25 protein-coding genes are annotated in these 25,863 nt (G+C 34.5%); 19 read left to right on the top strand and 6 right to left on the bottom strand.

The features are described 5' to 3' along the window. Nucleotides 1–56: 56 nt before the first annotated feature. From BUA98_RS07925 to BUA98_RS07910, 4 genes are all read left to right on the top strand, one after another. Nucleotides 57–1,697, top strand: coding sequence for a DUF6377 domain-containing protein (locus BUA98_RS07925; RefSeq protein ID WP_072971063.1), 1,641 nt, complete (start codon nucleotides 57–59; stop codon nucleotides 1,695–1,697). A gap of 206 nt (nucleotides 1,698–1,903) precedes the next feature. Then, a complete protein-coding gene (locus tag BUA98_RS07920; RefSeq protein ID WP_072971062.1) occupies nucleotides 1,904–4,120 on the top strand; it encodes a glycoside hydrolase family 3 C-terminal domain-containing protein in 2,217 nt (738 codons plus the stop codon). 234 nt (nucleotides 4,121–4,354) lie between these two features. Next, nucleotides 4,355–5,005, top strand: coding sequence for a DUF1349 domain-containing protein (locus BUA98_RS07915; RefSeq protein WP_072971864.1), 651 nt, complete (start codon nucleotides 4,355–4,357; stop codon nucleotides 5,003–5,005). Nucleotides 5,006–5,271: 266 nt separating this feature from the next. Beyond that, nucleotides 5,272–6,411, top strand: coding sequence for an acyltransferase family protein (locus tag BUA98_RS07910; protein ID WP_072971061.1), 1,140 nt, complete (start codon nucleotides 5,272–5,274; stop codon nucleotides 6,409–6,411). Between the two features lie 384 nt (nucleotides 6,412–6,795). Here BUA98_RS07910 and BUA98_RS07905 read toward each other — a convergent pair whose 3' ends face one another. Further along, nucleotides 6,796–7,902: an NADH:flavin oxidoreductase gene (locus BUA98_RS07905; protein WP_072971060.1), complete on the bottom strand. Its 1,107-nt coding sequence runs from the start codon at nucleotides 7,900–7,902 to the stop codon at nucleotides 6,796–6,798. A gap of 5 nt (nucleotides 7,903–7,907) precedes the next feature. Then, entirely contained in the window at nucleotides 7,908–8,210 is a 303-nt protein-coding gene (locus BUA98_RS07900; protein WP_026985435.1) for an ArsR/SmtB family transcription factor, read from the bottom strand. 217 nt (nucleotides 8,211–8,427) lie between these two features. Here BUA98_RS07900 and BUA98_RS07895 point away from each other — a divergent pair, with 217 nt between their 5' ends. Beyond that, nucleotides 8,428–8,928 (top strand): TlpA family protein disulfide reductase, encoded by a 501-nt coding sequence (locus BUA98_RS07895; RefSeq protein ID WP_072971059.1) that lies wholly within the window; start codon nucleotides 8,428–8,430, stop codon nucleotides 8,926–8,928. A gap of 15 nt (nucleotides 8,929–8,943) precedes the next feature. Next, nucleotides 8,944–9,414, top strand: coding sequence for a hypothetical protein (locus tag BUA98_RS07890; protein ID WP_072971058.1), 471 nt, complete (start codon nucleotides 8,944–8,946; stop codon nucleotides 9,412–9,414). Between the two features lie 308 nt (nucleotides 9,415–9,722). On the opposite strand, the gene lpdA is transcribed toward BUA98_RS07890, so the two are convergent. Beyond that, nucleotides 9,723–11,129, bottom strand: a complete 1,407-nt coding sequence (gene lpdA / locus BUA98_RS07885; protein WP_072971057.1) for a dihydrolipoyl dehydrogenase — start codon at nucleotides 11,127–11,129, stop codon at nucleotides 9,723–9,725. Nucleotides 11,130–11,784: 655 nt separating this feature from the next. Next, nucleotides 11,785–12,168: a hypothetical protein gene (locus BUA98_RS07880; protein WP_072971056.1), complete on the bottom strand. Its 384-nt coding sequence runs from the start codon at nucleotides 12,166–12,168 to the stop codon at nucleotides 11,785–11,787. Between the two features lie 222 nt (nucleotides 12,169–12,390). Between BUA98_RS07880 and galA the strand changes: the two genes are divergently transcribed. The 5 genes from galA (at nucleotide 12,391) to BUA98_RS07855 (ending at nucleotide 18,632) form a co-directional block, all read left to right on the top strand. Continuing rightward, nucleotides 12,391–15,213, top strand: a complete 2,823-nt coding sequence (gene galA, locus BUA98_RS07875; RefSeq protein ID WP_072971055.1) for a beta-galactosidase GalA — start codon at nucleotides 12,391–12,393, stop codon at nucleotides 15,211–15,213. 284 nt (nucleotides 15,214–15,497) lie between these two features. Continuing rightward, nucleotides 15,498–16,370, top strand: a complete 873-nt coding sequence (locus BUA98_RS07870) for a helix-turn-helix domain-containing protein (RefSeq protein WP_072971054.1) — start codon at nucleotides 15,498–15,500, stop codon at nucleotides 16,368–16,370. 179 nt (nucleotides 16,371–16,549) lie between these two features. Continuing rightward, nucleotides 16,550–16,963, top strand: a complete 414-nt coding sequence (locus tag BUA98_RS07865) for a (R)-mandelonitrile lyase (RefSeq protein ID WP_072971053.1) — start codon at nucleotides 16,550–16,552, stop codon at nucleotides 16,961–16,963. 28 nt (nucleotides 16,964–16,991) lie between these two features. Next, nucleotides 16,992–17,396, top strand: a complete 405-nt coding sequence (locus tag BUA98_RS07860; RefSeq protein WP_072971052.1) for a cupin domain-containing protein — start codon at nucleotides 16,992–16,994, stop codon at nucleotides 17,394–17,396. Nucleotides 17,397–17,579: 183 nt separating this feature from the next. Continuing rightward, nucleotides 17,580–18,632 carry an NAD(P)-dependent alcohol dehydrogenase gene (locus BUA98_RS07855; protein ID WP_072971051.1) on the top strand — a complete coding sequence of 351 codons (1,053 nt, stop codon included), beginning with the start codon at nucleotides 17,580–17,582 and terminating at the stop codon, nucleotides 18,630–18,632. 205 nt (nucleotides 18,633–18,837) lie between these two features. Here the strand turns inward: BUA98_RS07855 and BUA98_RS07850 are convergent, their stop codons facing one another. Beyond that, complete coding sequence (locus tag BUA98_RS07850) at nucleotides 18,838–19,425, bottom strand: DUF4142 domain-containing protein (RefSeq protein ID WP_072971050.1); 588 nt, start codon at nucleotides 19,423–19,425, stop codon at nucleotides 18,838–18,840. A gap of 304 nt (nucleotides 19,426–19,729) precedes the next feature. Here BUA98_RS07850 and BUA98_RS07845 point away from each other — a divergent pair, with 304 nt between their 5' ends. The 5 genes from BUA98_RS07845 (at nucleotide 19,730) to BUA98_RS07825 (ending at nucleotide 22,748) form a co-directional block, all read left to right on the top strand. Beyond that, the gene (locus BUA98_RS07845) at nucleotides 19,730–20,011 is read left to right on the top strand and encodes a hypothetical protein (protein WP_072971049.1); all 282 of its coding nucleotides are present in this window, start codon (nucleotides 19,730–19,732) and stop codon (nucleotides 20,009–20,011) included. 303 nt (nucleotides 20,012–20,314) lie between these two features. Then, nucleotides 20,315–20,545, top strand: a complete 231-nt coding sequence (locus tag BUA98_RS07840) for a Rho termination factor (protein WP_072971048.1) — start codon at nucleotides 20,315–20,317, stop codon at nucleotides 20,543–20,545. Between the two features lie 101 nt (nucleotides 20,546–20,646). Next, the gene (locus BUA98_RS07835; protein ID WP_072971858.1) at nucleotides 20,647–21,738 is read left to right on the top strand and encodes a DNA topoisomerase IB; all 1,092 of its coding nucleotides are present in this window, start codon (nucleotides 20,647–20,649) and stop codon (nucleotides 21,736–21,738) included. A gap of 109 nt (nucleotides 21,739–21,847) precedes the next feature. Further along, nucleotides 21,848–22,009 (top strand): DUF1328 family protein, encoded by a 162-nt coding sequence (locus tag BUA98_RS07830; protein ID WP_026985414.1) that lies wholly within the window; start codon nucleotides 21,848–21,850, stop codon nucleotides 22,007–22,009. Between the two features lie 94 nt (nucleotides 22,010–22,103). After that, on the top strand, nucleotides 22,104–22,748 hold the full coding sequence (locus BUA98_RS07825; protein WP_072971047.1) for a DUF5661 family protein: 645 nt from the start codon (nucleotides 22,104–22,106) through the stop codon (nucleotides 22,746–22,748). Nucleotides 22,749–22,948: 200 nt separating this feature from the next. Here BUA98_RS07825 and BUA98_RS07820 read toward each other — a convergent pair whose 3' ends face one another. Next, entirely contained in the window at nucleotides 22,949–23,461 is a 513-nt protein-coding gene (locus tag BUA98_RS07820) for a hypothetical protein (RefSeq protein WP_072971046.1), read from the bottom strand. Nucleotides 23,462–23,651: 190 nt separating this feature from the next. On the opposite strand from BUA98_RS07820, the gene BUA98_RS07815 reads away from it, so the two are divergent. The 3 genes from BUA98_RS07815 (at nucleotide 23,652) to BUA98_RS07805 (ending at nucleotide 25,763) form a co-directional block, all read left to right on the top strand. Further along, nucleotides 23,652–24,254, top strand: a complete 603-nt coding sequence (locus BUA98_RS07815) for a YciE/YciF ferroxidase family protein (RefSeq protein ID WP_072971045.1) — start codon at nucleotides 23,652–23,654, stop codon at nucleotides 24,252–24,254. A 76-nt stretch (nucleotides 24,255–24,330) separates the two neighbouring features. Continuing rightward, nucleotides 24,331–25,062 (top strand): DNA-formamidopyrimidine glycosylase family protein, encoded by a 732-nt coding sequence (locus BUA98_RS07810; protein ID WP_072971044.1) that lies wholly within the window; start codon nucleotides 24,331–24,333, stop codon nucleotides 25,060–25,062. Then, nucleotides 25,059–25,763, top strand: a complete 705-nt coding sequence (locus BUA98_RS07805; RefSeq protein ID WP_072971043.1) for a DUF72 domain-containing protein — start codon at nucleotides 25,059–25,061, stop codon at nucleotides 25,761–25,763. Before BUA98_RS07810 ends, BUA98_RS07805 begins: the two co-directional genes overlap by 4 nt. Nucleotides 25,764–25,863: the final 100 nt, after the last annotated feature.

The raw sequence follows: 25,863 nt of genomic DNA, 5'->3' as shown, positions 1-25,863 counted from the left end.
TCAAATTAATTGTATCACTTTACTATATTTGTAGGTATCATTTATTTTTATTCAGTTTGAAAAATTGTTTGTTATTTCTTTTATTGGTTCTTTTAGGTAACCCGGTTCATGCATCAGATAGTACAGATACTATTTTAGATAAGCTAAACGATGCTTTGAAAAACAAACAGCGCTATGTTCAGTTAAAAGAAGAACGTATTTTAAACTTCAAAAAAATTAAATCAGACGATTTAACGAAAGAGCAGGAGTACAATTATAATAAAACCTTATATACAGAATATCAAAAATTCAATTCAGACTCGGCTATCTTTTATGTAAAAAAGAATCTCAAAATTGCCGAAGAACTTCAAAATAAAGATTTATTGAATTTGGCCAAAATACAATTGGTAACGCTTTATTCTTCCTCAGGAAAATACCGGGAATCTGAAGCGCTTATAAAAGGCATTAACAAAAAAACATTATCGAAAGTATTGCTGCCAAATTATTACGTAGCCTATCGTGAATTTTTTGAACATTATGCTGCCAATAGTTATAGCGTGCAATACATGCAGCAAATTCAAAAATACCGCGATTCTCTTTTAATGGTATTAGATCCGGGAACATTGAATTATAAAATCAATAAAATTCAGCAAGGCATGTATCTTAAAATGGGTACAGCTGAGAAACAGTTAAAGAATTTGCTGGAAAATACCAAAGAAGATAATCCGCAATATGCAATGGTTACTTATCTTTTAGGAAGTATCTACGAAAGATCACATCAATTAGAACTGCGAAAAAAATACTATGCGCTTTCTGCCACTGCCGATTTAAAAAACGCCAATAAAGACAACGCTTCTCTTCAGGAACTGGCTTTGGTTTTTTATGAAATTGGAGATGTCGATATGGCCTATAAATTGACGCAATCGGCGATTGAAGATGCGCTTTATTGTAATGTACAATTTCGTACGCTTTTAATGTCAGAAGTTTATTCGATTATTAATACTGTTTATTCAGAAAGAGAAGCAAAACGAAAAACAGAGCTTCAACTTTATCTTTTATGCATTAGTTTGTTATCGGCATTTTTAATTGTAGCTGTAATTTACGTTTACAAACAAATGAAGAAAGTATCCAGAATTCGTGGGGAACTTTATGAAACCAGTCAAAAATTAGCTGAATTAAACAAACATATTACTGAAACCAATAATCAGTTGCAGGAACGTAACGCCCAGCTATCAGAATCAAACCATATTAAAGAAGAATATATAGCGCATTTCTTCAGTCTTTGCTCGACCTACATCAATAAGTTAGAAAATTATCGCATTATCTTGAATAAGAAAGCAACCGCAAAACAGTTTGATGAAATCTATAAAATGCTAAAATCAACAACTCTGGTTGATAATGAGCTCGAAGAATTATACAAAAATTTTGATATTATCTTTCTGAATTTATATCCAACTTTTGTAAAAGACTTTAATGAGTTGCTCATTAAGGAAGAACAGATTGTTTTAAAACAAGGTGAATTATTGAATACAGAACTTCGCATTTTTGCACTTATCCGACTTGGGATTACAGACAGTGTAAAAATTGCAGCCTTTCTTCGTTACTCTTTAAGTACGATTTATAATTATCGTACGAGAGCTAGAAATAAAGCGGCAGTTTCCCGAAATGATTTTGAAGAAATGGTCATGAAAATCGGTTTAATTTCATTGAAAATGTAATGATTTATTTTAAATCTACTACTTTTTTAAGTAATTTTAAATTAGTAAGTATTTGATAATCATTATTTTGTTTTTTTATTTCACTACTTTTTTTCGTTTAAAATTCTAACACGAACTATAACGTTTTAGCTTTACAATATTATTATAAGGTACTTTTGACTAAAAGTCCCTGTTTGTAAATTAAATGCTTTAATAAATTAATAGTTATGTTTAAAAACGTTAAAACTCTTCTTGTTCTTTTTATGTTGAGTTCGTTTGGGATGAATGCCCAAAACAATGTTCCGGTTTATCTTGATGATAAAAAGCCAATTAACGAACGTGTAGAAGATGCACTTTCAAAAATGACAACTGCTGAAAAAATTGCCATGATTCATGCGCAATCTAAATTTAGTTCTCCGGGTGTAAAGCGTTTGGGAATTCCGGAAAACTGGATGACCGATGGACCACACGGAATTCGTACTGAAGTTAAATGGGACGAATGGGATCAGGCAGGATGGACAAATGATTCTTGTATTGCTTTTCCGGCCTTAACAGCGCTTGCAGCAACATGGAACAAGGAATTGTCTTCTTTATACGGAAAATCAATAGGAGAAGAAGCACGTTACCGTAATAAAAATGTACTATTAGGACCTGGCGTTAACATCTACAGAACACCATTAAACGGTCGTAACTTCGAATATATGGGTGAAGACCCTTTCTTAAGTTCAAAAATGGTAGTTCCTTACATTAAAGGAGTTCAGTCGAATGGAGTAGCGGCCTGCGTTAAACATTTCGCTTTAAATAACCAGGAAACAAATCGTAACTCAGTAAACGTAATTGTTGATGATCGTGCATTGTACGAAATTTATCTTCCGGCTTTTAAAGCGGCTGTACAAGAAGGTGATGCCTGGGCAATTATGGGATCTTACAATAAATACAAAGGACAGCAATGTTGTCATAATGAGTTTTTATTAAACGATATTCTTCGTGGAGAATGGGGATTCAAAGGTGTTGTAGTTTCTGATTGGGGAGGTGTTAACGATACAAAACAAGCAATTCACAATGGCTTGGATATGGAATTTGGTTCCTGGACCAACGGACTTTCATGGGGAACAAGTAATGCGTATGATAACTATTATTTGGCTAAACCTTATTCAGAAATGATTAGAAAAGGGGAAATTGGAACTAAAGAATTAGACGAAAAAGTACGTCGTATTTTACGTCTTTCTTTCTTAACCACAATGGATAAAAACAGACCTTTTGGATCTTTTGGAACAGAAGAGCACGCTAAAGCAGGTTTAAAAATCGCTGAAGAAGGAATTGTATTGCTTCAAAATAACAATAACATTTTACCAATCAATCTTTCGAAAACTAAAAAGATCGCTGTTATTGGTGAAAATGCAATCAAAATGATGACTGTTGGTGGAGGAAGTTCTTCATTGAAAGCCAGATACGAAATTACGCCTCTTGAAGGATTAAAGAAAAGAATTGGCAATCAGGCTGAAATCGTTTACGCTCGCGGTTATGTTGGAGACCCGACAAGCAATTATAACGGAGTTATTGCAAAAGTAAGTTTAGAGGAAAAAAGTTCTCCGGCAGAATTGACTGCGGAAGCTTTAAAAGTAGCTAAAGATGCCGATATTGTGATTTTTATTGGAGGTTTGAATAAAAGTGAAAATCAGGACGATGAAGGACATGATCGTAAAGGATTGGAACTTTCTTATGGTCAGGATAAATTAATCAGCGAATTAGCGAAAGTAAATAAAAACATCGTTTATGTAAATATTTCAGGAAATGCTGTGGCAATGCCGTGGGTAAAAGAAGTTCCGGGAATTGTTCAAGGTTGGTTTTTAGGTACAGAAGCCGGAAATGCTTTGGCTGCAGTTTTGGTTGGAGATGTGAATCCTTCTGGAAAATTGACTTTCACTTTTCCGGTAAAATTAGCTGATAACGGAGCCCACGCATTGGGAGAATTTCCTGGCGGAGATGATGTAACATACAAAGAAAGCATTTTTGTGGGTTACCGTTGGGCTGACAAACAAAAAATAAAACCATTATTCTCTTTTGGACATGGTTTAAGCTATACGACTTTCGAATACGGAAAAGTGACTGCTGACAAAAAACAAATGTCGATTGGAGATCAGATTACATTTTCTGTGAAAGTGAAAAATACAGGAAGCAGAGAAGGTTCTGAAGTAGTGCAGCTTTATATCAGCGATTTACAATCTTCATTGGTTCGTCCAGTTAAAGAATTAAAAGGTTTTGAGAAAGTATCGCTTAAAGCAGGAGAAGAGAAAACGATCACTTTTACTGTTGACAAAACGGCTTTAAGTTTCTTTGATGATAAAAAACACGACTGGGTTGCTGAACCGGGAGCTTTTGAAGCTTTAATTGGTGCATCATCTACGGCTATAAAATCTAAAGTGAGTTTTTCACTTCAATAATTTCATTAATTTTCTAAATTGGTTGGTTGTAAAGCTGCAAGTGTAAAAAGTTGCAGCTTTGCTTTTTGATTTTTTATCAATAAAAGAAATAATTTTTACCATTAAGATATTAAGGGAATTAAGGTTTGAACTTAATTTTTCTTTAAGGCACATTAAGCGTAAAACTTAATTCTCTTAATATCTTAATGGTTCAAAAAATAAATAAAATGTTTACTGTCTAAAAAAATGAATGATATGAAAAATATTCTACTCGGTGTTATCACTTTATTTGTAGCGCAAAATTTTTCAGCGCAAAGCCTGAATAAAATGCAATGGTTTAATGAACCTGAAAAATGGGAAATTAAAAACAATGCATTAATCATGAATGTAACCGGCAGCAGTGATTATTGGCGTATTTCACATTACGGATTTACAGTTGATGATGCACCTTTTTATTACGCAACTTATGGCGGAGAATTTGAAGCCAAAGTTAAAATAACAGGTAATTATATTGCAAGATTTGATCAAATGGGATTAATGATTCGTATTGATGAAAAAAACTATATCAAAACCGGAGTTGAGTTTGTGGATGGAAAATTTAATATAAGCACAGTGGTAACGCATGATAAAAGTGATTGGAGTGTAACCACACTAGATAAAGCACCGCCATTTGTCTGGATAAAAGTAGTAAGAAGATTAGATGCTGTTGAAGTGTTTTTCTCTTATGATGATAAAAATTATATCATGACCAGAAACGCACCGTTACAAGATAATACACCAGTAATGGTTGGTCTGATGGCAGCATCGCCAGACGGAAAAGGTTTTGAGGCTAAATTTGAAAATTTTAAAGTAACACATTTACCAGATCAACGAAGACTGGAGTGGCTTAAGAATCACCAGGAATAGATTAATTAGATAATTGAGATAATTAGAAAATTAGATAATTATGTAATTTTATCTAAAGCTTTGCGAATTTTACCGCAAGGTACGCTAAGTATTTTTTTATAGTTGTGTTTAAGTTGTCTTTTTAAGTTCGCAACGCTTTGTGAATAAAACTTTGCGAACTTTGATAAGCCCTTTGCGATCCTTGCGTACAGTCTTTGCGACCTTTGCGGTTAAATAAGTTTTCAATTGACCATTAATAATTAACCATTAACAACTAACCATTTTTTATGAGTTCAATTTCTACCGATTTTAAACCAAAAAAGCATTACGAAATTCTTGACGGTCTGCGTGGAGTAGCTGCTATTTTAGTAGTTGCATTTCATATTTTCGAAGCACATAACGGAGGAAGCAGATTTAAACAAATCATCAATCACGGTTATTTAGCCGTTGATTTCTTTTTTCTTTTGTCCGGATTTGTTGTGGCATATGCTTACGACGATCGCTGGGTAAAAATGACACAATGGGAATTTTACAAAAGACGCTTAATCCGTTTACAGCCCATGGTTATTATGGGAATGATCATTGGTGCCATATTCTATTATTTTCAGGCTTCTGATAATCTATTTCCAATGATTGCAGGAATGGAAGTGTGGAAAGTAATTGTAACCATGGTTATCGGATTTACATTATTACCAATTCCGCCCTCTTTAGAAATAAGAGGCTGGGGCGAAATGCATCCGCTTGATGGCCCAGCTTGGTCACTTTTCTTCGAATATATTGCCAATATTTTATACGCTGTTTTGTTTCGTAAATTCTCGAATAAAATAATGACCGTGTTTGTATTGATATTCGCTGGAATGTTAATCAATTATACTGTTTTCGGACCAAAAGGAGACGTTATTGGTGGATGGTCTCTGAATCTGGAACAAATGAATGTTGGTTTTACCCGTTTGTTATATCCCTTTTTTGCAGGAGTTTTACTTTGCCGTTTAGGAAAACTAATACATATAAAAGGTGCTTTCTGGATTTGCAGTTTAATGATTTCCGCAGTTTTGATTATACCAAGAATCGGAGATGAAAACAGTTTATGGATGAACGGTTTGTACGAATCTTTCTGTATTATTTTAGTATTTCCATTAATTGTTGCCATTGGAGCAGGAGGCGAAATTAAAAGTGCTTTTTCTGCTAAAATATGCAAGCTTTTAGGCGATATATCCTATCCAATTTATATCACGCATTATCCGCTGATTTATTGGTATACGGCTTGGGTTGTAGATAATAAAGTGGAGATAAAAGATGGTTACGGAATTGGAATAGGTGTTTTAATTGCGAGTATCGTTATTGCTTTTTTATGTTTGAAATTATACGATGAACCTGTTAGAAATTGGCTTCAGAATAAATTCCAGAAAAGAAAAGTTTCTTTGTAAAGGGACAAAGGTTCATAGGTCAAAACCTTTGTCCCTTTGAACCTCTGTAACTCCGAACCTAATTTAAAAATATTGAATTTCTAATTTTGTTAGTTATTAGCTATTCAAAAAAAGGGATGAAACATAATTTGTTTCATCCCTTTTGTATTTTTAGAAATAGGTTCAAAGGAACAAAGAGACAAAGTTACAAAGGATTAAAAGGGAAGTTAATAAAAAAGAAAACGTCTCTCTAAGGTTTGTACATCTACAAATGTTATTTATAGTTCAGATTAAAAAAAGGGATAAACAATTAAGTTTATCCCTTTTTATATTATTAAGAAAGGTTTAGACGGACAAGGTAAAAAACCTTTGTCCCTTTGCACCTTTGCCACTCTGAACCTTAATTTATTCTAAAACCAACTGTCCCAAAGCTTCTTTGCTGAAACCTTTCAATTGATCTGTTTTTCCGGCTTTGATTTTCGCAACCCAATTTGGATCAGATAATAAAGGTCTTCCAACAGCAACCAAATCAAAATCGCCTCTGTCGAAACGTCTATTTAATTCTTCTAAAGAAGTTGGTTCTGAACTTTCTCCTGCAAAAGCTCCAAAGAAATCTCCGGAAAGTCCCACAGAACCTACTGTAATAGTTGGCGCGCCTGTAACTTTTTTAGCCCATCCTGCAAAGTTTAAATCAGAATCTTCAAATTCAGGTTCCCAGAAACGACGTTGTGAACAGTGTAAAATATCAACTCCGGCATCAACAAGAGGTGTAAGCCATGCTTCTAATTCCTGCGGATTTTTAGCCAGTTTATAATTGTAATCAGAAGGTTTGAATTGAGAGAAACGCATAATTACTGCGAAATCTTCACCCACTTGTTTTCTAATTTCTTTTACCACTTCAATAGCAAAACGATTACGTTCCGGTAATGTTTTTCCACCATAAATATCAGTACGTAAATTCGTTTCAGCTCTAAAAAACTGGTCAATCAAATATCCATGTGCACCGTGAATTTCAATAGTATCAAAACCTAGTCTTTTAGCATCTGCAGCCGCTTTTCCGAAAGCAAGAATAGTATCTTCAATATCTTTCTCAGTCATGGCAACTCCATTTCTAAAATCTGGTCGGTTTAAACCTGACGGACCCTCAAAAGGAACGGGTGGAATCCATCCAGAGTGGTGATTATCCATAATTCCCATATGCCAGATTTGTGGTCCCATTTGACCGCCGGCAGCATGAACTTCATCAATAACGTTTTTCCATCCTTTTAGTGCTGCATCTCCATGAAAATGAGGTACATTGGCATCGTTTGATGATGAAGGTCTGTCAATTACAGTTCCTTCGGATAATATTAATCCAACTTCACCTTCAGCTCTTTTTTGGTAGTAAGAAGCTACTTCATCAGTTGGAATCCCGTTTGGCGAGAATGAGCGCGTCATTGGCGCCATTACGATTCTATTTTTAAGATTTAACGTTTTTAAGTTAAATGGCGAAAACAGGTTGTTTGTACTCATAGTAATTACAAATTAGTTTGAATTAATTTACTGAGTGCTTCAAAGGCACCTTCGTTGCGTTTATAGTAAGTCCATTGTCCAACGCGTTTGGCTTCGATAAAGCCGGCACGTTGTAAAATCGACAAGTATTCAGAAACGGTAGATTGCGTCAGGCCTGCCTTGGCTTGTATTTGCCCAACACAAACGCCGTGTTCAAATCCTGCATGCTGGAGTTGATCCGGGAAATGTATTTCGGGTTCTTTTAGCCATTCCAGCATTTGTAATCTGGATTTGTTCGACAGAGCCTTAAAGATTTCTATTTGTTCCATGGCGCAAAGATATCGACTTTTCCCGATATGCCAATTAAAGAAAAATTATTTAGGAAAATTTTATGATGAAGGAAAGAATTATGAAGAAGTATTATATTTGCTAATGTATTAATCTCGCAAAGTCGCGAAGTTTTTAAAATAAAACTTAAGAAATTACCTTCGCAACTCTGCGACTTTGCGAGATTAAAAAAGCCCCAACAAAAAAACTTAACCAATTATGAAAAAAACTTTACTTATTTTAGGATTCTTATGTTGTGTAATAACCAGTTCAAAAGCACAGGTTGTAGGCCTTGAAGTAGGAGATATAGCTCCAGAAATTGACCTTCCGGATACAAAAGGAAATAATGTAGCCTTAACATCTTTAAGAGGAGATTTAGTCCTAATTGACTTTTGGGCATCATGGTGTGGACCATGCACAAAGGAACATCCGGAATTGATAAAATTATATAATAATTATGCGGGTAAATTATCCATCTACAGCGTTTCAATGGATACCAAGAAGCCACTTTGGTTGGGAGCAATTGCCAAACAAAAACTTCCATGGATACAAGTAAGTGATCTTAAGTATTGGAAATCTCCCGCTGCTGTAGATTATATGCTGCAATCTGTACCATTAAATTTTTTAATAGACAAAAACGGAATTATTCTGGCCAAAAATATTCATGGAAATGCTTTGAATGAAATGGTTAAGAGTATTTTGGCGCCACAGCAAAACTAGAAAGGAAATTATTACATGGAGTCAAAACTCAGCTTACAAGAATTTCGAGTAAGATTAATAAATAATACTCAAGTTGGATCTACAAAGTCACAACTGGGAAAGGTTAGAATATTTCCTGTGTCAGGTGCAATAAAGCCTTTTTATGGTTTTTTTGATGATAAAAGTTTTAGGTTAAAAGTAAATTCTCCAAAGTCATCAACACCTTTCATTGTAAAAGGAAACTATAAGAATGTTAATAATAGAGTAAGAGTGGACTATATTGTCGAACCAGATAATAAATGGCAGCTAATTATAGCAAAATATTCTCCCATAATTCTAATTCTGGCAATTAATATATTTTTTCTGTTTTTTGCGAGAGGACTCAGACGAGCTTCTACAATTGTTAATTTGTTTTTACTTTTTATGGCTTTTTATTCTAGATGGAATGAAGAGCGAAAAAGGAAAAAATTAGAGCAAAAGTTTATCAGTATTTTTGAAATTAGATAGCGAATTAATTTTACCGCAAAGCACGCAAAGTATTTTTTTAATGTGTTTGTAGTGGACTTTAAAGTTCGCAAAGCTGTATGTGATTGACTAGGTCTATGCGTTTGTGAACTTTGTGGAATTCCTTTGTGAACTTTGTGGTAAAAATTTACCGCAAAGCACGCAAAGTATTTTTTTGGTGTGTTTGTAGTTGGCTTTATAAGTTCGCAAAGCTGTATGAATCTTTGCGAACATTGCGTAATCCCTTGCGTTCGTTGCGGTTAAACTACACAATCCAAACCTGAAACCTGAAACCTGAAACCTGAAACAATTTAAATGTTAATAGCTCCTTGTCCAGAGGCAATCATATAAGCTTCTTTTAATGTTTCAGAGTAAGTTGGATGAGCATATGAAATTCGGAACATATCTTCATCGGTAACTTCATATTCCATTCCAATTACGCCTTGTGCAATTAAATCGGCAGCACGCGGGCCAATGATGTGCATGCCTAGAAGTTCACCATATTTTGGATCAGAAAGAATTTTAGAAAAACCATCTTTTTCCATAGCAGCTCTTGCTCTGGCACTGGCTGAGAAAGGAAATTTACCAACACGATATTCAATGTTTTTTTCTTTTAGTTCTTCTTCTGTATAACCAACAGAAGCAACTTCAGGCCAGGTATACACAACACCGGGAATCAATTTGTAATTAATATGAGGTTTTTGCCCGTTAATGGTTTCGGCTACGAAAATACCTTCTTCCTCTGCTTTGTGTGCCAGCATTGCTCCGGCCACAACATCACCAATGGCATAAATGTTTTCGACTTTGGTTTGCAGTTTTTCATTGGTTACAATTCTACCTTTTGAATCTAATTCTACGCCAGTGTTTTCCAGTCCCAAGCCTTCTGTATAAGGTTTTCTTCCAACCGCAACCAAACAATAATCGGCCGTAATTTCCTGTGGAGCATTTGCTGCGTCAAGAAAACTGACGGTTGTGTTTTTGCCGTTATTTTTGGCTGATTGCACTTTATGGCTCAACAAAATTTTAATATTCTGTTTGGTAAATATCTTTTTAAGCTCTTTTCCTAAATCCTTATCCATTGTCGGAATCAGGCTGTCAAAATATTCAATTATAGTAATTTCGACTCCTATTCGGGCATATATTGAAGCCATTTCGACACCAATAACTCCACCGCCAATAATTACCATGCTTTTTGGTTTCTCAGGAAGTGAAAGTGCTTCTGTAGAAGTAATTATTCTTTTTTTATCAATTTCAACACCAGGAATTGTAGCAGGTTTAGAGCCTGTGGCAATAATATAATAGGTTGAAGAAATTGTTGTTGACGAACCGTCAGTTCCTTTAACGCTTATTTCCTTATCATTTAAAAATGAAGCAATTCCTTCAAAAACTTCAATTTTATTTTTCTTCATTAAAAAATTAAGACCATTAATGTTTTGTTCTACAACTTCGCTTTTCCTTTTTATTAATTGGGTAAAATCTAAGCTAAGTTTACCTGTATTGATGCCATGAGTGGCAAATTTGGTTTCGGCGGTATGATAATGTTCTGTACTATCGAGTAATGCTTTTGTTGGTATGCAGCCAACGTTGGTACAAGTACCTCCTAAAGCTTTGTATTTTTCGACAATTGCAGTTTTATAACCCAATTGTGAACATCTAATTGCCGAGGCATAGCCGCCAGGACCTGAACCAATAACAATGATATCAAATTTTGTTTCCATAGGTAAAATTTATTTTTGTTTTTAAAGAAACGATTAAAGGCACGACATGAATACTTTTTAGAGTAAGCAATGAATGTGCCTTTGATTAAGTTGCTGAAATATAAGAATTTATGTTTTAATACGGAAAAGAATTTATGCTATTTCGTTAATTAATTTGTTGAATTAGTGATATTTAAGAGAAAGAATTTATGGAAAGCTTAGTGAGTTAAATTTTACGGCAAAGCACGCAAAGTATTTTTTTTGATGTGTTTGTAGTGGACCTTAAAGTTCGCAAAGCTGTATGTGATTGACTTGTTCTATGCATATGTGAACTTTGTGGAATTCCTTTGTGCACTTTGTGGTTAAATTTTACCGAAAAGCACGCAAAGTATTTTTTTTGATGTGTTTGCAGTTGGCTTTTAAGTTCGCAAAGCTGTATGTGATTGACTTGTTCGATGCGTTTGTGAACTTTGTAGAATTCCTTTGTGAACTTTGTGGAATTCCTTTGTGAACTTTGTGGTTAAATTTTACCGCAAAGCACGCAAAGTAGTTTTTTTGATGTGTTTGTAGTTGGCTTTATAAGTTCGCAAAGCTGTATATAAATCTTTGCGAACATTGCGTAATCCCTTTGCGAACCTAGCGGTTAAACTGCACAATCCAAACCTGAAACAAAAAATTAATTCATTCCCTCAGTAATATCCCTTACACCACCAAAACTGGTTTTCAACAACTCTCTCACCTGAAATTGTGTTTTATTTCGGGTAATTGCATTCCATTCCTTAAAATCATAAACATGAATTTGTTTCGCATACGGGTTAGTCACGAAAGAAAGGCGGGAAATGGAATATTTAAAATATTTTAATTCGTGCGATATATGTCGGTTTGGAACCACGATAAGTATGGTTTCAAAGTCTAGAAAATTATTTGGTACATCCTCTCTTTCGGCCAAGCCAAGATGATTAAAAAAGGCAATTATTTTTTGATCGTTTAATTTGTCTATCTTCTCATCAATACGCTTAATGGTGCTAAGAAGCGTATTTTCGTCTTTTATAACACTCATGATTAAATTTGGTTTTGTTAAATTTCAATATAAAATTACACCAAAACAATAAGATTTGGTAAAGAACCGCTGATAGAATGATTCTAAATTTTTAACGTCTAATTTTCAGGTATTATTGTTTGATAGAAAGATCATGTTTTGATAAAATACTATTAATTTATACCATTTTAAAATTTTAATTTTAGCGCTATTTGCTAATCATCTCTGTTAACCACATTATTTATGAAATCTATTTTTCCGAAAGAAATCCTATGCTTTTTTATTCTTTTGATTTCGTTTTGTACTTCGGCACAAAATAAATCAGATAGAGATTTGACTTTAATTGATAAAGACTGGCGATTTTCGTTCGGACATTTATATGATACACAAAAAGATTTTGGCCACGCCGAGGGGTATTTTTCTTATTTGACAAAAACCGGATTTGGCGATGGACCAGCAGCATCAGGCTTTGATGACCGTGCCTGGAGAAAATTAGATTTGCCACACGATTGGGCTGTGGAGCAATCTTTCAGCGAAAAAGCAAGCTATAGTCACGGATTTAAAACTGCTGGAAAAGGTTTTCCCGAAAAAAGCATTGGCTGGTATAGAAAGAAAATCAGTATTCCGGAAAGTGATAAGGGCCGAATTATTTCCTTAAAATTTGATGGTGTTTTTAGAAATTCAAAAGTGTTCTTTAACGGCTATTTCCTTGGAACAGAAGAAAGCGGATACAATGGATTTGAATATGATGTTTCGGCTTATGTGAATTATGGTGGAGAAAATACAATTGTGGTTCGTGTTGATGCTTCGATGGAGGAAGGCTGGTTTTATGAAGGCGCGGGAATTTATCGACACGTTTATCTTCAAAAAACAAATCCGATTTTTGTTATTGAAAACGGGGCTTATGTAACATCAGAAATAAAAGAGAATAGTGCCGAAATTACGGCTGAAGTTACTATTGAAAATAAAGGGAATGATAAAGGTTCAGTTGAAATTACTCAGACTATTTTTGATGCTAAAGGGAAACAAATCACTACTATTTCTGAAAATGTTGAGGCTCCAGATTTTTATAAAACTGTAAATTCCACTTCAAAATTATCAGTTAAAAATCCATTGTTATGGGATATCGAGAATCCGAATTTATATCGTTTAGAAACTCAAATCAAACAAAACGGAAAAGTAATCGACAGTTATGGTACTTCTTTCGGAATCAGAACCATTCAATTTGATGCTGAAAAAGGTTTTTTTCTGAATGGAAAATCGGTGAAACTAAAAGGAACAAATAATCATCAGGATCATGCCGGAATTGGAACCGCTTTGCCAGATGAATTGCAGTATTATCGAATCAAAAAACTCAAAGAAATGGGGTCGAATGCCTATCGCTGTTCGCATCATCCACCAACTCCGGAATTACTCAAAGCCTGTGATGAATTGGGAATGCTTGTGATTGATGAAACCCGTTTAATGGGAATTAACGATTATCATTTGAGTGATCTAAAACGAATGATCGAGCGTGACCGCAATCATCCAAGTATTTTTTGTTGGTCGGTTGGCAATGAAGAATGGAATATTGAAGGCAATATTGTAGGTGAGCGTGTTACCAATGTGATGCAGGGATTTGCGAAAAGTATTGATTCTACAAGGCCTGTAACCGTTGGAATAAGCAGTGGTTTTAAAAGCGGAATATCTTCTGTTGTTGAAATTATGGGGTATAATTATTTAGGAAACGGAGATATCGATGCGCACCGAAATGAGTTCAAAAACCAACCCGGAATGGGAACAGAAGAAGGTTCGACTTTTGCAACGCGAGGTGTTTATTTTACAGATGATGCCAAACATTATCAAAGTGCATACGATAAAAAACCACGCTCGACTTTTTATAGTATAGAAGAAGGCTGGAAGTTTTATGCTGAAAGACCGTATTTGGCCGGAGTATTTTTTTGGACAGGTTTTGATTATCGTGGAGAGCCAACTCCTTACGGATGGCCATCAGTAACGTCGTATTTTGGAATGATGGATGTTTGCGGTTTCCCAAAAGACAATGTTTTCTATCTTAAATCCTGGTGGGGAAATGAACCTGTTTTGCATATTCTGCCACATTGGAACTGGAGTGGAATGGAAGGCAAAGAAGTCGACGTTTGGGCGTATTCAAATTGTGATGAAGTGGAGCTTTTTCTCAACAAAAAAAGTCTCGGCAAAAAGAAAATGGAACAAAACGGCCATTTAGAATGGAAGGTAAAATACGAAGCTGGCACTCTGGAAGCAATCGGTTTTAAAAACGGAAAAAAGGTTTTGACCGAAGTTCAAAAAACAACAGGAAATCCGGAAAAAATAAAACTTTCTGTTGATAAAGAAAATCTTCCAAACTCGAGTGTTGTGGTTGTAACGGCCGAAATCACTGATAAAAAAGGATTGCACGTGCCGACAGCAAACGACGAACTAACGTTTTCAATAAAAGGAGGAAAAATTCTCGGAGTCGGAAATGGTAATCCAACTTCATTAGAGAGTGATAAATTTATTGATGACATTAAGCTGGTTGCTATAAATAATCTGAAGGAGAAGGAATTAGCTTCAGCAGATCTTCCAGATAAAATTCAAGATGATGCTGATAATGAGTGGAATGATGCTTTTAAAGACCGGGATTATAAAAAACAAGCTCCGTCATATGTTTATAAAGGAGATTTTGAGTTAAAAAATAACTTAGATTCTAATATCGTAACCTTCTTCTACAAGAAAATTGGAAAAGAAACAGTAGTTTTTGTAAACGGAAATAAAGTCGAATCAAGTAAAGACGATGCACAAAAATACATCTTAAATAAAAGTATTTTAAGAGAAGGAAAAAATACAATTTATATAGCAACAACCCCGCTTGAAAAAATAAAAGACTGGGATGTAATGAACACCGATCCCGGAATTATTCAGGTCGTAACTCCAGCAGAACCATGGAAAAGAAAACTCTTTAACGGATATGCACAAATCATCATCCAAAAAGAGGAAGGTGTGAAAGAAGTTAGTTTGACAGCTTCTGCAAAAGGATTACAATCAGCATCTTTAAAGTTGAAATAGCTAGAAGATAGGTTTCACGTAGATTTTGCAGATTTACGCAGATTGGTAAAGATTTTTCAAAGTAATCCTTTTTATCTGCTTAAATCTGCAAAATCTGCGTGAAAAAAACTTTGCGCTTTTGCGACTCTGCGAGATTATTTCGCCCCAACCCAAAAAAGGATTTCGCCCTTTGCGATGAAACCCACTCCACCTGAAACCTGACACGAGGCTTTTGCCGAATTGGCGAAGCAAACAAAACAAACCTGAAACAAACTTTTTTTATTTGATTTTCATAACTTTGCAAAATGAAAGAGCAATTGGATTTTCAGGCTTCAGAAGTTGGTTTAAACGATTTGAAGCTAAAAGGTTTTAAAGTATACGAAATCAATGGTGATGTTAGTAAAATTCCGACCTATAACCGTAGGGATTTTTACAAGATTTGCATCAATACCAGCAAAAGTCTCATACATTACGCGGATCGCGGGATAGAAGTCGACGGAACTATTTTGTTTTTCGGAAATCCGCATATTCCTTATTCGTGGGATACCCTTTCGCCTTCTTATGAAGGTTTTGCTTGTGTTTTTACCGAAGATTTTTTGAAGGTAAATGATAGATCAGCAAGTCTTCATGAATCGCCTTTGTTTAAAATAGGAGGAACACCAATTTTTTCGTTATCACCTGAACAAAAGTTGTTTATAGATTCGTTATTTCAAAAAATGATTGAAGAACAGGAAACAGATTATGTGTTTAAAGATGATTTAATTCGCAATTATATCAATTTGATTCTGCACGAATCGATGAAAATGCAGCCTTCTGAAAACTTTTTTAAACATAAAAATGCTTCTTCGAGAATCACTTCCTTGTTTTTAGAACTTTTGGAAAGACAATTTCCGGTAGAAACAAAAGATCAGCCATTACTTTTAAAAACGCCGCAAGATTACGCGCAAAGCCTTGCCGTACACGTAAATCACCTCAATCGTTCGGTAAAAGAAGTTACCGGAAAACCTACTACAGCACATATTACAGAACGAATTATCGGCGAGGCCAAAGCTTTGTTGCAACATACAGACTGGAGCATTGCAGATATCGGTTACTCACTCGGATTCGAATATCCAAGCTATTTTAATAACTACTTTAAAAGACTTACTGGGACAATTCCTAAATCGTTAAGAATGTAAATTGTTTCATATTCTTAATTTTTTGTTTGATTATCATTATCTCTGGTCAGTTTTACCAAGTAAATTTGCATCGAAATAATTAGTATTAATCTTTTATCGGTTTTATAAACTAAATCTACCTTCTTAAAGCACATCCTTGCTTTCTGATTTGGTTGTGCCGATAGTAAAAACAAATAATTATGAAAACTTCAGAAAATCAATTAAACGAAATTTTTCCAAAAGGCGATTTGGCTTCGGCAGATTACTTTACAGGAAAAGCCTGGGTTAAAATGCTGGTGCCAAACGACCCGGTTCTAAATACTGCAGTTGGTAATGTCGTTTTCGAACCCGGCGCAAGAAACAATTGGCACACCCATCCCGGCGGACAAATTCTGATTGTAACGCACGGAACAGGCTATTATCAGGAAGTAGGGAAACCCATTCAGTTGCTACAAGTAGGTGATGTTGTCAATATTCCGCCAGACCTTAAACACTGGCACGGCGCTTCTCCGGATAGTGAATTCACTCACATTGCTATAAGTACTAATACCCAAACCGGAATTGTAGATTGGTTAGAACCAGTAACCGACGAGCAATACAATAGCTTTAAATAAAAATACTAACTCAAAAAATAAATAAGTTATGCCAACAAATTATACAACAGTTATTGAAGAAGGAAAAGTCCCGAATACGTATATGACGGGCGAAGTATCTTATAAAAAACAAACCAGTAATATTCATCCCGAAAATACAATGATTAAGGAAGTTACTTTTGAGCCTTGTGCAAGAAGTAATTGGCATATTAATTCAAGTCTGCATATGCTTATTGCAAAAGAAGGTGTAGGGTATTATCAGGAAAAAGGAAGCGCAGTCCGCCTCATTCATAAAGACGAGGTAATTACAATTATACCTGGAATTGAACATTGGTATGGCGCAACCCCGTTTAGAAAATTTTCTTATGTAGCCATCATCACTGAAATCGACAAAGGCCACGGTATATGGCTTGATAGTGTTACTGATAAAGAATATCATAGTTTTGGGAGTTAGAGGAATTAGATAATTAGATAATTTGTTAATTAGATAATTAGATAATTAGATAATTCTGGACTTACCTGACAACAATCTTGTCGTCCCGACAATAGAGAATCCGTTCCTATAAGTTGCCAATCTTTGCGACTTAGTGCCTTTGTGGCTATTAACCTGAAACTTGAAACAAAAAAAACTTAAAACATGGAAACAAAAAACGTAAAAGCCTTTGGTACAGAAGCTGCTGAAGCACCATTACAAACATTAGACATTAAACGCAGAGCGGTACAAGCGCATGACGTAGAAATAGAAATTTTATATTGCGGAATCTGTCATTCTGATTTACATTCGGCCAGAAACGAATGGCATGGCACTGTTTATCCAATTGTTCCCGGACATGAAATTGTTGGGAGAGTGGTAAAAGTAGGTGAGCATGTAAAGAATTTCACAGTAGGTCAATTGGCTGGAGTAGGCTGTATGGTTGATTCTTGTAGAGAATGTGAGCATTGCAAAAATGATTTAGAGCAATTTTGTGATGAAGGAAATATATTAACTTTCAATTCACCTGATAAACATTTAGGAGGACAAACTTTCGGAGGATATTCACAAAGTATTGTGGTTGATGAGAATTATGTATTGCATATTTCAGACAAATTAGATCTTGCGGGAGTTGCACCATTATTATGCGCCGGAATCACAACGTATTCTCCGTTAAGACACTGGAAAGTGGGTCCTGGTCAAAAAGTGGGGATTGTAGGTATCGGTGGTTTAGGTCATATGGGAATCAAATTGGCGAAAGCAATGGGTGCTCATGTGGTAGTTTTCACGACTTCATTATCTAAAACTGAAGACGCAAAACGTTTGGGTGCTGATGAAGTAGTTTTATCAACAGATCCCGAACAAATGGCACAACATGCTAAAACATTACACTTTATTTTAGATTGCGTATCGGCTGAGCATAATATCGATTCGTATTTAAACTTATTAAAAGTAGACGGAAATCTGGTACTAGTTGGTGCTCCAATGGATCCGCTTCCGGTAACTTCATTCAGTTTGATTTTAGGAAGAAGAAGTTTCGCAGGATCTGCCATCGGTGGAATCAAAGAAACTCAGGAAATGCTTGATTTCTGTGCAGAACACAATATCACTGCTGATATCGAAGTAATTGGCGTAAACGAAGTAAATGACGCTTACGAAAGATTATTGAAAGGAGATATAAAGTATCGTTTTGTGATTGATATGGAGTCTTTGAAATAGGTTCAAAGGATCAAAGGATCAGAGGTTCAAAGTTTTTTTTAAATGTGTTTATTTTTGGGATGCTATGAATTACCACAGAGAGTAAACCTTTGAACCTCTGCAGCTTTGCAACTTTGCACCTTCAAAAAAAAAAAAAGAAACCCCTTAAGCAATTCAACTCTTAAGGGGTTTTTAAAATAAATAATAATAACCAATTAAATTTATTTTACTTTTTGTCTAAATTTTGTTTTAGCAATTTTGCGTGCTCTAAATGCGCGGTCAATCCGGCAATATTATTAGAAGCCCACGTTTTAACATCTTGATCTTTTGCATCTTTAGAAGCTTCTTCAAGTTTTTTGATCGCTTTTTCGTGACCGTCGATCATCATATCAGCAAATTTTTTATCAAAATCTACTCCTGATTTTTCGTTTAGTTTTTTGTATTCTTCCTGTCCGTCTTCAGTAAGAGAAGTTGGTAATGTAAAGTTTTTTGCTTTAGCCAAAGCACTAACTTCAGAAGCGGCTTTAGTATGTTCATCAACTAACATTTTTCCGAATTTTTTCACTTCAGGATTGGTACTTTTAGTTTGAGCTAATTTTCCGATTTCGATTTCAGCCAAATTAATTTCGGCCTGATCTACTAAAAATTCAGAATCATCTTCCTTACTATCGATAGAGTCAAATTTTGCTTCATTTGCATCTTCTGCTACTTCTTTTGGATCTTCTTGTTTAGGTTCATTTTTACAAGAATTCAAGAATATAATGATTAGTCCTGCTCCTAAAATTACTTTTCCGGCTAATAGTATCTTTTTCATGATTTTATAGTTTAAATGTTATGATGTAAAATTATTCAGATGATACAAAGAATGTCTTACAGCATTATTAAATAATGTTACAGGATTTCAAGATGATGGAAAATTTTGATCAATTGCGGTTTTCCGTAAGGAAGTGTACTATTTAAATGATAATCTTTGAAAAGCAGAATTCTAATTTAAATAAAAATCAAAAAAATGATTAATGTTATTTTATGGTTGATATCAACTATAGTTATTATATTGGGTAATCTTTAGAAGAGGGTTTGTCTTAATGATTTGGTAATTAGTTATTTAAAGTTTATTTATGAAAATATTAAAAATAATTGCAGGTTACATTTTATTGTTTTTTACAGGGTTTATAACGTTAGCTACAGTAAAAGTATTTTTTACTTCCTTTATGGATGCCTCAGTTGAATTTCAGAAATCTAAATCAGACGGTGTAGCCTATTTTCTGGGAGGAATGGTTGTAATTGTTCTGGCAGTTTTATTAATTAAATTTCTATGGAAAACTGGAAATAAATTAATTGGAAAGCAAAAGAATGCTTCTCTTGATTCTATCGATGATATAGGGAAAGTTGAATCCTAATTTTTTAATGAAATCCAAGCACCACTTGATTATTACGTTTTCATCTCGGCAGCCGCCGCTTTTTCTTTGAGTCTGATGAAAGAAAAATATTTCGAAATTGATTTATATCTTCAAAATAAATAACTACCAATTTTTAACTACAACCCTGAAAATCCCAATTCCCTTAGAATTGGGATTTTTTTATGCTTTATATCTAGAGTTAATTATGAAAGTTATTACAAGAATTATATAACGGTCTGAAACTGTTTTATTTTGAAATTTGATATACCAAACATTCAATTTTAAACCTAAAAATTCTTAATCATGTATGCAACAGGTAAAAGTGACTATCATGGCCTTTTAAAGGAAGGATATAACAAGACTAAATCAGGTCCGGTTACGACCAAAAAAGATCCTGTTTTAAAAGGAGAAAAAACAAAGCCTTACGAAGAGTGGACGAAGGAAGATTTGTATCAGGAAGCTATAAAAGCAAATATTCCTGGACGGTCTTATATGAATAAAAAAAGCCTCATTCGCTCTTTGAAGAAAAATTAAAAAATTATTGCCATAGATTATGAAAATGAGAATGATAGCTGAAAATCTTTTAAATCTGTGGTAAAAACATCCGCTTGACGGGAAATAAAAATCGAATAAAAATGAATACAACCACAATAGCTAAAGCTGAAAAATTAGTGAAGCAATTAATTAAAACGCCACATCTGGTGTTGGAAAAATTGGATTTAGTATATATAAACAATCAGCAATTGACTATTGAAAGATGCAAATGTGAAGAAGGTTTTATTTATAAAAAAAAGGGTCGTTGTATTAAACAAAAAAGCGAACTAAAGCGCATAAATAGTTTGGTTTTACCGCCAGCCTGGCAAAATGTACAAATTTCAGATTTGCCAAATGCGCATTTACAAGCGGTTGGTTTAGACGATAGAAACAGAAAGCAATACAGATATCATCCAAAGTGGAATTTAATCAGAAATCAGACTAAATTCTATAAAATAGCAGAATTCGGATCGAAGTTACCATCAATCAGAAAACAAGTTGATGAAGATCTGGAACGAAAAGAGTGGGGAAGAGAGAAAGTAGTGGCATTGGTAATTCGATTAATGGAAGAAACCCATATTAGAATTGGGAATGAAAAGTACGCTAAAGACAATAAATCATACGGACTTTCGACTTTAAGAAAACGCCATATTAACATTGATAAAAATTCACTCCGATTTGAATTTGTCGGAAAGAAGGGAATTCAACATACGATTACAACCAAGAATAAAAAACTTATCAAATTAGTAAGTCGATGTGAAGAAATTCCGGGTTGGGAAGTTTTTAAATATTACGATCGAAATGGCGAAAAGAAGGTTTTAGACAGTCATATGGTCAATGAATATTTACATAATATTTCGGGTGAATATTTTAGCGCAAAAGACTTTAGAACCTGGGCGGCATCGATTATATTTTTTGAAACGCTGATGGAAATCGGAACAACATCAGATGAAAAAGAAATAAAAAAGAATATTCTGGAAGCTTATGATATTACAGCAGAGGCGTTAGGGAATACCAGAAACGTTTGCAAGAATTATTACGTTCATCCTTTATTGGTTTCGACTTATGAAGACGGCTCAATTCAGCACTATTTTGATAGAGTAAAAAAAAGCCGAAGCAATCAGAAATACTTTTCGAGAACCGAAATTGCTTTTTCTGAATTAATACAAAATTACCAGCTCAATTTGTTGTAAATCAGTACTGATAGAGCTATAAATATAATGTTTAGAGTTAATGTTTATCTTTTAAAAACATGAAATTTGAGTAACAAACAAAAATCATATTAATTTAAAAATCACGCTTATGTTACGTTGGACAGTCATTTTTATTATTCTAGCCATAGTGGCAGGAATATTCGGTTTTGGTGGAATCGCCGCCGGAGCAGCAGGAATAGCTAAAGTCTTATTCTTTATATTCATAGTATTATTTATTTTATCGCTTATTAGCGGACGTAGAAGTATTTAGTCTGGAGAAGCGCTCAGTAAATAAAAAAACGAACTTGAAACGACACATTTTTTAGAAAATGTGTCGTTTGTATTTAAACATAAAAACAAATAGTATGGGAACACAAAGTGGTGCTTATCAGGATGTTTATATCAAGAGAGAAGACGAAATGGTAAGTTTAAAAAAGGACGTAACAGATTTTTGCGAAAAATATATAAAACCTGTTCATCCTAAAAATTGGGATTGGTCGGTTCGTGATTTTGAAAATCCGGAAAATGACCCAACCATCGATGAGGCGAGAGCAATAGGAAATGTGGTTTACAATGATTTGAAGAAGAAAGGGACGGATGTTGATCTGTCAACAATGAATAATGTAAAAGCTATTGAAGCCTACTTGAATCCAAAAAGTAAGCATGAAGTTTTTAATATGGAAGAATTCGCTTTTGCCTTAAAAGTAGAACTCGAACACGGAAGAATTAAAGACGTTAATGTAACCAACAATCATCCGTTTTTGACCGCTATGATTGCATTGGCGCATATGACGGAGAGTCTTACGTATTACAAAAGATTAAAAGTGATGGAAGCTGAGGGTGAAATTTATGAAATCATGCGTAAAATTCAGGCTTCGGATGTTGGAAAAGAAGAATGGTATAAAGAATTAGGCAAAGCCGAACTGGAATTAAACGAAGCCAAAGCCGGACTTGCAGAGCGCCTGGAGAAAATGGATGATATTCCGACTTTGGAGAAAATTGGTGATTAATGAATATTTCTTCTTGTTTGTCATTTCGACGAAAGGAGAAATCACACGCGGGATTCGACAAAGATTGGCGACATTCTGTGCGGAGTTTCTAGTGTGATTTCTCCTTCGTCGAAATGACAAGATAACCTGACATAGCATTTAAAACATAAAAAAAACCGTTAAGCAATTAACGGTTTTTCTATTTCTAATTTTAATCGGTTTTAAAATTTTCTTGGATCATTAGCAGGATAATCCTCTTCAGAATCTTCTTCTTCGATTTCTTCCTCTTCAAAATCATCATCTTCATCTTCGTCATCCGGATCAATATCTTCCAGATCATCAACTTCATTGAAGTCGCCATCTTCTCGTTCACGAACATCTGATGGATTATCTAGTTCATCCACAGCAGGATCAAGATCTTCATCTACAGCGTCATCATATAAATCATCGCTAGTATGTATTAGATCTTTTTCAGAATGAAAGTCATCATCTAGTTCTTCGATATCTTTCCTGTCATAAACCATTTCGTCAGGATTTACCCCATCTGGATTATGGCCATTTCTAACCGTATAGCCGCGTTCTGCAATTGCTGCATTATCATCGTCAGTTTCTTTCATGTCGTCCATATCATACAGTTCTTCATTCATAAGTCTGTTTTTATCGGCAGTATTTAGATTTTGATTTCTTGGATCTCTATTACTGGTTGTACTGTTTTTTTGTTCTGTAGTATTCATGATATATATGTTTTAGAATATTAGTATATACAAATCTAATCAGTAAGCTATCCATTTCTTTATAGGATTGTAATTCGTAATTGTATAATTAACAGGTGTTTAGAATAGAACGAAATCAAACAATGATATAACTAAACCGAAACGTCGATAAGTAATTTTATCTCATATTAATCCATATAAAATTATTATTATGAAAACCGCAACGAATAAAAAGGAAACAACTACAAAGTCTAAAGCAACTGCAAAAACGACTGCAAAAGCAACTACAAAGACAGGAGTTACAAAACCAAAGTCTGATGCAGCATCAGGATTGACAGAATTATTTGAAGATGGACTGAAAGACATTTACTGGGCAGAAAAAGCTTTGACAAAAGCGCTTCCTAAAATGGCTAAAAATGCTTCATCACCAGAACTTATTGATGCCCTAAACAATCATTTAACCGAAACAGAAGGGCAAATTAGCCGTTTAGAGCAGGTTTTTGAGCTTGCAGGACAGAAAGCTGTCGCAAAAAAATGCGATGCAATGGCGGGCTTAATTGAAGAAGGAAACGGAATTCTGGAAGAAACGGAAATTGGTGTTGTTCGTGATGCCGGGATCATTGCTGCCTGCCAGAAAATCGAACATTATGAAATTGCTACATATGGTACGTTAAGACAATTTGCGGAAACTTTAGGTATGGAAGAAGCGGCCTCTTTATTAGAGCAAACGCTTGAAGAAGAAAAAGCTGCCGATAAAGCATTGACAATTGTGGCTGTAAATGCCGTAAACTTTGAAGCTGCAGAAGCGAACTAGATTTTATTGTGATAAAACAACAGAAAGTGCAGTCTATAAAACTGCACTTTTTAGTTTATAACTTAAAAGCCATACTATGCCCGAAGGTCCGTCTATAGTGATATTAAAAGAAGAAGTGAAACAATTTACAGGGAAAAAGATAATCGACGTTTCCGGAAATAGTGCTATTGATATTGAGCGTCTTAGAGATAAAACCATACAGGAATTTAAAACTTGGGGAAAACACTTTTTAATTTGTTTTGAAGGATTTACTGTAAAGATTCATATGCTGATGTTTGGAACGTATCGTGTTAATGAACGAAAGGAAACAAAACCGAGATTAAGTCTGGTATTTTCTGATGGAGAAATTAATTTTTATACCTGTTCTATAAAAATTCTGGAAGGGGATATTAATGCTATCTATGATTGGAGTGAAGATGTAATGAATGACGATTGGGATCCGAAAAAAGCAAAACAAAGTCTTGAAAAAATCCCGAATGAAATGATTTGCGATGCGATTTTAGATCAGAATATATTTGCCGGAGTAGGGAATATTATTAAAAATGAAGTTTTGTACCGATGCCACATTCACCCGGAATCTTTAGTAGGTAAAATTCCGTTTGATGATCTCAATGAAATTATTTCTGAATGTTCTGTTTATAGTTTTGAATTCCTGTACTGGAAGAAAAAAAATGAATTGAAAAAACATTGGGAAGCATATACGAAAACAGTCTGTCTGCGTTGCAATTTACCCATGATAAAAAAACACACTGGCCATAGAAACCGACGAAGCTTTTTCTGTACTAACTGCCAAAACCTGCACACATGAAAAATGAAATTCAAATAGGATGCTCGAGCTTTAATAACCGATTTTGGAAAGGCATTTTCTATCCTGAAAACCTGCCCACTTCAAAATGGTTTGAATTTTATTGCCAGCATTTTAATACATACGAGTTTAACGGAAGTTTTTATAGGTTTCCGACAGTAAGAGTATTTGAAAACTGGTACAATAAGGCACCTGAAAACTTTACTTTTTCAGTTAAAGCGCACAAAGAAATTACGCATATCAAAAAGTTTATTAATTGTGAAGATTTACTTTCTGAATTTTATCAGATATGTAAATCGGGTTTTAAAGAAAAACTAGGAGCCATTTTATTTCAATTTCCGCCAAGTTATAAATACAGTCCTGAAAATCTTCAGTTAATTATTCAAAACCTTAATCCTGAGTTCAAAAACGTAATTGAGTTTCGTCATGAAAGTTGGTGGATTCCCGAAGTTTGGAATGCTTTTTTAGTTAATAATATTACGTTTTGCAGCGTGAGTTATCCAAATTTGCCCAAAACTATTTTTACTAATTTTCCTTTGGTTTATGTGAGGTTTCATGGTGTACCGAAATTATTTTATTCGAGGTATGATGCTGAGGAATTACTTCAGATAAAAAAAGAGATCAATTCAAAACCAGGTTTTGTGTATTTTAATAATACAGCAAGCGAGGCTGGGATTTTGAACGCTTTGGAGTTTAGGGGGTAGTCTAACCGCAAAGTTCGCAAAGGGTTTACGCAAAGAACACAAGGATAATAATTACTCTTTGCGAACCTGGCGTAAACCCTTTGCGAACTTTGCGGTTAAA

Source organism: Flavobacterium saccharophilum, from assembly GCF_900142735.1.
Lineage (GTDB): Bacteria > Bacteroidota > Bacteroidia > Flavobacteriales > Flavobacteriaceae > Flavobacterium > Flavobacterium saccharophilum.
Note: the sequence above shows the minus strand (reverse complement) of the source record. Positions and strands in the feature narration are given on the sequence as shown.

Coding starts and splice junctions, on each gene's coding strand:
- BUA98_RS07920 (WP_072971062.1), top strand. CDS start 1,904: ATGTTTAAAAACGTTAAAACTCTTCTTGTTCTTTTTATGTTGAGTTCG.
- BUA98_RS07915 (WP_072971864.1), top strand. CDS start 4,355: ATGAAAAATATTCTACTCGGTGTTATCACTTTATTTGTAGCGCAAAAT.
- BUA98_RS07910 (WP_072971061.1), top strand. CDS start 5,272: ATGAGTTCAATTTCTACCGATTTTAAACCAAAAAAGCATTACGAAATT.
- BUA98_RS07905 (WP_072971060.1), bottom strand. CDS start 7,902: ATGAGTACAAACAACCTGTTTTCGCCATTTAACTTAAAAACGTTAAAT.
- BUA98_RS07900 (WP_026985435.1), bottom strand. CDS start 8,210: ATGGAACAAATAGAAATCTTTAAGGCTCTGTCGAACAAATCCAGATTA.
- BUA98_RS07895 (WP_072971059.1), top strand. CDS start 8,428: ATGAAAAAAACTTTACTTATTTTAGGATTCTTATGTTGTGTAATAACC.
- BUA98_RS07890 (WP_072971058.1), top strand. CDS start 8,944: ATGGAGTCAAAACTCAGCTTACAAGAATTTCGAGTAAGATTAATAAAT.
- lpdA (WP_072971057.1), bottom strand. CDS start 11,129: ATGGAAACAAAATTTGATATCATTGTTATTGGTTCAGGTCCTGGCGGC.
- BUA98_RS07880 (WP_072971056.1), bottom strand. CDS start 12,168: ATGAGTGTTATAAAAGACGAAAATACGCTTCTTAGCACCATTAAGCGT.
- galA (WP_072971055.1), top strand. CDS start 12,391: ATGAAATCTATTTTTCCGAAAGAAATCCTATGCTTTTTTATTCTTTTG.
- BUA98_RS07870 (WP_072971054.1), top strand. CDS start 15,498: ATGAAAGAGCAATTGGATTTTCAGGCTTCAGAAGTTGGTTTAAACGAT.
- BUA98_RS07865 (WP_072971053.1), top strand. CDS start 16,550: ATGAAAACTTCAGAAAATCAATTAAACGAAATTTTTCCAAAAGGCGAT.
- BUA98_RS07860 (WP_072971052.1), top strand. CDS start 16,992: ATGCCAACAAATTATACAACAGTTATTGAAGAAGGAAAAGTCCCGAAT.
- BUA98_RS07855 (WP_072971051.1), top strand. CDS start 17,580: ATGGAAACAAAAAACGTAAAAGCCTTTGGTACAGAAGCTGCTGAAGCA.
- BUA98_RS07850 (WP_072971050.1), bottom strand. CDS start 19,425: ATGAAAAAGATACTATTAGCCGGAAAAGTAATTTTAGGAGCAGGACTA.
- BUA98_RS07845 (WP_072971049.1), top strand. CDS start 19,730: ATGAAAATATTAAAAATAATTGCAGGTTACATTTTATTGTTTTTTACA.
- BUA98_RS07840 (WP_072971048.1), top strand. CDS start 20,315: ATGTATGCAACAGGTAAAAGTGACTATCATGGCCTTTTAAAGGAAGGA.
- BUA98_RS07835 (WP_072971858.1), top strand. CDS start 20,647: ATGAATACAACCACAATAGCTAAAGCTGAAAAATTAGTGAAGCAATTA.
- BUA98_RS07830 (WP_026985414.1), top strand. CDS start 21,848: ATGTTACGTTGGACAGTCATTTTTATTATTCTAGCCATAGTGGCAGGA.
- BUA98_RS07825 (WP_072971047.1), top strand. CDS start 22,104: ATGGGAACACAAAGTGGTGCTTATCAGGATGTTTATATCAAGAGAGAA.
- BUA98_RS07820 (WP_072971046.1), bottom strand. CDS start 23,461: ATGAATACTACAGAACAAAAAAACAGTACAACCAGTAATAGAGATCCA.
- BUA98_RS07815 (WP_072971045.1), top strand. CDS start 23,652: ATGAAAACCGCAACGAATAAAAAGGAAACAACTACAAAGTCTAAAGCA.
- BUA98_RS07810 (WP_072971044.1), top strand. CDS start 24,331: ATGCCCGAAGGTCCGTCTATAGTGATATTAAAAGAAGAAGTGAAACAA.
- BUA98_RS07805 (WP_072971043.1), top strand. CDS start 25,059: ATGAAAAATGAAATTCAAATAGGATGCTCGAGCTTTAATAACCGATTT.